At 48.0% G+C, this 6036-nt stretch carries 3 protein-coding genes and 1 CRISPR repeat array; of the genes, 2 read left to right on the top strand and 1 reads right to left on the bottom strand.

The annotated features are described in order from the left end of the window. Nucleotides 1-42 precede the first annotated feature (42 nt). Nucleotides 43-439: direct repeats of the CRISPR family, unit length 35 nt; unit sequence GATTTAAGGATTTCCACTATAATAAGGATTAAGAC. 164 nt (nucleotides 440-603) lie between these two features. Then, a complete protein-coding gene (gene cas2, locus K2G43_RS04470; RefSeq protein WP_300153166.1) occupies nucleotides 604-891 on the top strand; it encodes a CRISPR-associated endonuclease Cas2 in 288 nt (95 codons plus the stop codon). A 221-nt stretch (nucleotides 892-1112) separates the two neighbouring features. Continuing rightward, on the top strand, nucleotides 1113-4700 hold the full coding sequence (locus K2G43_RS04475) for an AAA family ATPase (RefSeq protein ID WP_300153168.1): 3588 nt from the start codon (nucleotides 1113-1115) through the stop codon (nucleotides 4698-4700). Nucleotides 4701-4760: 60 nt separating this feature from the next. Here K2G43_RS04475 and K2G43_RS04480 read toward each other — a convergent pair whose 3' ends face one another. Beyond that, complete coding sequence (locus K2G43_RS04480) at nucleotides 4761-5948, bottom strand: aminotransferase class I/II-fold pyridoxal phosphate-dependent enzyme (RefSeq protein WP_297644745.1); 1188 nt, start codon at nucleotides 5946-5948, stop codon at nucleotides 4761-4763. Between the last annotated feature and the right edge of the window lie 88 nt (nucleotides 5949-6036).

Consider the following 6036-nt stretch of genomic DNA (forward strand, 5'->3'; position numbering starts at 1 on the left):
ATTAAGACTTGAGATACACCTTACGAGTAACTTCGCCACGCAGATTTAAGGATTTCCACTATAATAAGGATTAAGACTTGAGATACACCTTACGAGTAACTTCGCCACGCAGATTTAAGGATTTCCACTATAATAAGGATTAAGACTTGAGATACACCTTACGAGTAACTTCGCCACGCAGATTTAAGGATTTCCACTATAATAAGGATTAAGACGAGACGGACGTACCAATCCCAACTGCAAGGATAAAAATGATTTAAGGATTTCCACTATAATAAGGATTAAGACTCGTCTACTTTGGTTGAAACTTCAGGAGTGACGTTTTTTTCACGATTTAAGGACTTCCACTATAATAAGGATTAAGACTATACCTCGTCGCGAGCCTTGCCATTAACATCTTTGTAGATTTAAGGATTTCCACTATAACAAGGATTAAAAACATGTGGGTCGTTGGCGTAGCTACACAACTTTAAAATTTTTCCGAAAACCAGACCTTACGTTTAAACTATTACGTTCTTTGATATTTTTCTGTCTTCATCCTCGTACTTTCACGAAAAAAAGCATTACTTTTACGAAGGACATTCCATAAACACCCTTAGCAGAATGAGCAAGAAAAAGAAATTCTATGTCGTGGTATATGACATCAGGGCAGATAGGAGCAGGGACAAGGTTTCCAAACTCTTGGAGAAGTACGGCATCCGTGTCAATTATAGTGTATTCGAATGCTTGTTTACCGAAAAGCAGCTCCTGTCCGTACAAGAAAAAGTAGATAAAATCATCAACAAACGCTGTGATGCGGTCATCTATTATCACATTTGCTTGGATTGCTATACCAAAATAATCTATCAGCCCCGGCGGATAGTATCTCCTAAGCTCGTAGATGTAGTGTAGCTTGTCGGAGAACGACCTCACCTTTACAATTCTCAACCTTACGTTTAGAAGCCTAAACCTGACCTTTAGGGATACGAAACTGAACCATCTGTTTTTTTATGGGGCATTCGGAAAAGTCAATGAACATATCAACTGCCATTATTTGCATTTCTCGACAATAATGCCTAATATTGCTTGCGAAATTTGATACAATTATCATAAACACTTCAACCTGAAAAACAATGATACCGAACGAAAACACAGCGGAAGCCGATGAATTTGAACGCTTGCTCAATGACTTTATCAATTGCGAGATGTCGGACTACGACTCATCGGATGACGAGGATACCGACAATATCGATGATGACTCTGCCGATGAAGATACCGGTGGTGCAGACGATGGCATGGAAGATTCCCCCATACAGATAACCGATGTCCTTATCGCCTTCTCGCCCGATGAAGAGTATGGCGGCTGCTTCACGCAACGCGGCCAGTTCCGTCTTTCTTCGCTGAAAGATGCATACGTACATGCTGAAATCGTTATTCACAATCCCTATTACCGGCAATTCCGCTGGAGCCGTAAGTTCTGGATTGCTTTGGTATGGGATGGGGAAGAAGTGTTCCGAATTTCGCAGACTTTCCAAATGAACAGCCAGGACGCTTTGGGGAAAATGTATGTCAACTTTCCTGCACCTGATGAGATGTATAAATCAGCCACAAGTCCCCGGCACGAACTTTTCATCATTGTCTATCATAACGATGACGAGCTTTATCACCGCGGTGTCCAGCTGGTTGATATCCCCGAACACTACACATCGTGCTTTCAGTACGAGTCTTTTGCTCTCTACCGCAACAATGTGGGCGAAGAGATAGACTACACGCAACCGGGACGCTCGCAAAACTGCTTCAAACAACAACGTCTGGGTTCCATCCTGATGGCGCAAGGCATGGAAAACCTGTTGTGGAAGGAGGAAGGAGATGACTTCTCTTTTTTTGTCCCGGAATTTGAACTGCACCTATACGATGAGACCGGACGGCTCAAAGCTACGGAATTGAAGTGTGCCGATTCGTGCGAGGCTGCAGGAAAGAAGTACTTTTCCCTATGCTGGGAGATAGGCGGCGGAAAGCGCAACTTCTGGGCCAAGGGAGGCTACCTTGTAGAGGTACGCTTCATGGACGAGACCGTCATATCGGCTCCCTTTGAAGTAGGCAGCAAGGATGTGGAGAGCCTCTATGGCCGCGAATCCATACAACCTAAAAAGAACATCGCCGGAAAAAAGATTGTACATTCCGACAAGGTGGAAAATCCCCTGCAAGCCTTGAATGCCATGATAGGACTGACTAACGTCAAAAGAAAAGTGGAAGATTACCGCAACTTGATGCTCATGGAACAGAAGCGCAACGCCATGGGACTACCAACTCAACCTCACTCGTTGCATGCCGCCTTCATCGGAAATCCGGGAACCGGCAAGACCACCGTGGCGCGCCTCTTCGGCAAAATACTGAAAGAGATGGGGATATTGTCCAAAGGACATGTCGTTTTCGAAGAGCGTAGCACCCTGTTAGGGCAATATTATAGCAGCGAGGGCGAGAAAACCATAGCGGCCATGCAGCGTGCCCAAGGCGGCATCCTCTTCATAGACGAAGCTTATACCCTCTACAAGCCCGAAGACCTCAAAGACCCGGGTATGAATATACTCGAAACCTTGCTCACCGCCCTGGCCGATGAGTCCAACCGCGACTGGATGCTGCTTCTGGCCGGCTATCCCGCCGAAATGAAGAAAATGTTGTATGGCAATCCCGGGCTGGATTCGCGCATCCCCGAATCGAACCGTTACTATTTCGATGACTATAACGTAGATGAGCTGATGCAAATTGCCGAATCCTACTGCCGGCAGAAGTGTTACCGTCTCACCAAGGAGGCACACAAGGCCTTGCAAGGAGTGGTGAAGCGTGCGTATGCCCTTCGTGACGAGACCTTCGGCAACGGGCGTTACATCGAAATCTTGCTAACCAATGAGGTGTTGCAACGCATGGCGCACCGTGTCAATGCCATCCCTTCGCCCAACAGGGAGCAACTGACCATTATCGAAAAAGAAGACATTCCCGCCATCCATCAAGGAGACTACAAGAAGTCTTTAAACAAACTGCACGGAATGATAGGATTGAACCAGCTGAAGAAGAGCGTAAACGAACACTTGAACTTCATGAACCTGATGCGTTTACGTTCCGAACAAGGCATCCATACACCTCTGCCGCCCATGCACATGGTATTTACCGGCAACCCGGGCACCGGAAAAACCACCGTGGCCGACTTCATAGGCGAAATCTATGCCGCCATGGGACTTTTGTCGAAGGGAAACGTGCTGCGAGTGGAACGGAGCGACCTTATAGGAAAACATGTAGGGGAGACGGAGCAGAAAACCAAAGCTATCCTGAAGAACGCACAAGGAAATGTGCTTTTCATCGATGAAGCCTATACGCTATTGGATAAGGGCAACGCGGCAAACGACTTCGGAATAAGGGCCATAGAGACTTTGCTCACTACCCTGAGCCGCGAAGAAACAGACTTGCTTGTCATCATGGCAGGCTATCCGGAGGAGATGAACCAACTGTTGGAAGCCAATCCGGGACTGAAATCCCGCTTCCCTTATATCTTCCACTTTGAAGACTACACGGCAGAGGAGTTGCTGGAAATAGCTGAAGAACATGCCAAGAGAAACGGATACCGCTTCTCGTCCGCAGCAACGAAAGCCCTGAAAGAGTTGCTGACCCGGAAAGTAGCGCACAAAGACCGTCATTTTGGCAACGGCCGCTTCGTTACAAGGCTCATCAGCACGCAGATAATCCCTGCCATGGGCAGCCGCGTCGCAGCCCTTCCTCCCGACAAATTGAAAAACAAGACGGTGCTTCAAACCATACTTAAACAAGACATTCCCACCACTGTCGATGGCCTGCAGGAGATGCAGGCAGAGGGCTTTGATGAAAAAAGCATCGCCCGTTCCCTGCGACGGCTGGACAAGCTGGTGGGCCTGGCCCAGGTGAAAAAAGCCATACATGATTTTGTCAATGTGTCGCGCTATCTCCATAGCCAGGGGTTGGAATATACCGGAAACGGTGGTCCGCTGAAATGGAGTTTTACGGGAAACACCGGCACCGGCAAGAGTACCGTAGCGGGCATTCTGGCTGAACTGCTACGTGCCATGAACTTGTTGGAAAAGGGACACCTCGTGGAACTCAAGGCCGAGGAGATATACAATGTGCAAGAGTATAAGGTGGATGAAATTCTGCAAACGGCCATGAAGCGTTCGCGACAAGGATTGTTGTTTGTGGATGGCGATGCACCCGTCTTCAAACAACCGCAATCCCACTTCGATGGTGAAAAGCTGCGGTTGCGGCTTACCTCACTCATGGCCCAGATGCCGGGAAGTTATGCGCTGATTATTGCCGAGCACGAGACCATTCGGCAACCTTTGGTCAAAAGCCTGAGTCAGTGCGGGGTAGTGGAGTTTGACCACACGCTCCATTTTGAGGACTATTCGTCTGATGAGTTGATGCTTATCCTGAAGCAAATGCTGAAAGCACGGCACCTGAAGATGGAAGAGGGAGCGCAAGCCGTCATGGCCCGGTACATTGGCCAACTGTGTGCAAACCGTGAATTGGGCTATGCCAATGCACGCACCATGAAACTGATTGCACGTGCCATTGCCAACATCGCCCTGCTACGCGAGAGCAAACAGAAACCCGGAAAGGCGAAAGGCACGGTTCTGGCAATCGATGTAGAGGGATTTGTCTGGATGGATATACGCAAAAAGGTGGGGTTCAAGTAGTTACTTGAACCCCACCTTTTATATAGCAAAGCTTAGGACACCTATGGCTTATCTCCCTTGTTACTTGATGATATCCAATGCCTTGAAGCATTTTACCAGTCTATCTACCGCATAATCCACTTGCTCCTTGGTATGGGTGGCCATCAAGGCAACGCGTACCAATGTGTCTTGCGGAGCACAGGCGGGCGGAATCACCGGATTGATGAAGATGCCTTCGTCGAAAGCAAGCTTCGTCACCGTGAATGTCTTTTCCGTATCACGCACGTAGAGGGGGATGATGGGGGATTCTGTCTCACCTATCTCAAAGCCTGCATCGCGGAACCTCTTCAAAGCATAGTTCGTGATGTCCCACAAACGCTGGATGCGTTCGGGTTCGGACTGGATGATATGAAGCGCTTCGCGTGCTGCTGCCGTGGAGGCAGGTGTGCTGCTTGCCTGGAAGATGTAGGAGCGGGCATTGTGGCGCAACCAGTTGATGACCTCTTTGTCGCCGGCAATGAAACCACCGATGGAAGCCAACGACTTACTGAACGTACCCATAATCAGGTCCACATCCTTCGTTACGCCGAAGTGGTCGCATACGCCGCGGCCTTGCTTTCCGAATACACCCAGGCCGTGCGCCTCGTCCACATAGATGCTGGCGTTGTATTTCTTCTTCAGGCGGACAATCTCGGGCAGATTGGCGAGGTCGCCTTCCATGGAGAAGACTCCGTCCACGACAATCAGTTTCACGGCATCCGGCTCACACTTCTGGAGTTCTTTTTCCAAAGCCTCCATATCGTTGTGCTTGTATTTCAGCTGAGTAGCAAATGTAAGACGGCGACCGTCCACAATGGAAGCGTGGTCGCGGTCATCGCAAATGATGTAGTCCCCACGGCCCACAACAGCAGGAATGATGCCTTCGTTCACCGTGAATCCAGTAGAGAAACAGAGCGCTTCGTCTTTTCCGACAAACTCCGCCAACTCTTTTTCCAATTCAACATGTATATCAAGTGTTCCGTTCAGGAAACGGGAACCGGCACAGCCTGTACCATATTTTTCAGTAGCCGCTATAGAAGCATCAATGATACGTTTGTCGTATGTCAGCCCCATGTATGCATTGGAACCGAACATCAAAACCTTTTTACCATCCATCATTACCTCTGTATCCTGATGGCTGTTGATTGTACGGAAATAAGGATATACGCCCTTTGCCATAAATTGTTGCGGCAAATCGTATTTCGCGAATTTGTCTTGTAGTAAACTCATGAAATGTCTTTTATATAATGAATATATCTGAATCTTATTAAAACAAGTCTTAAAAACAGGGGGCAAAGATAACAAAATATGTAATTAC

The sequence above is a fragment of the Bacteroides sp. genome, assembly GCF_029057325.1.
Classification (GTDB): domain Bacteria; phylum Bacteroidota; class Bacteroidia; order Bacteroidales; family Bacteroidaceae; genus Bacteroides.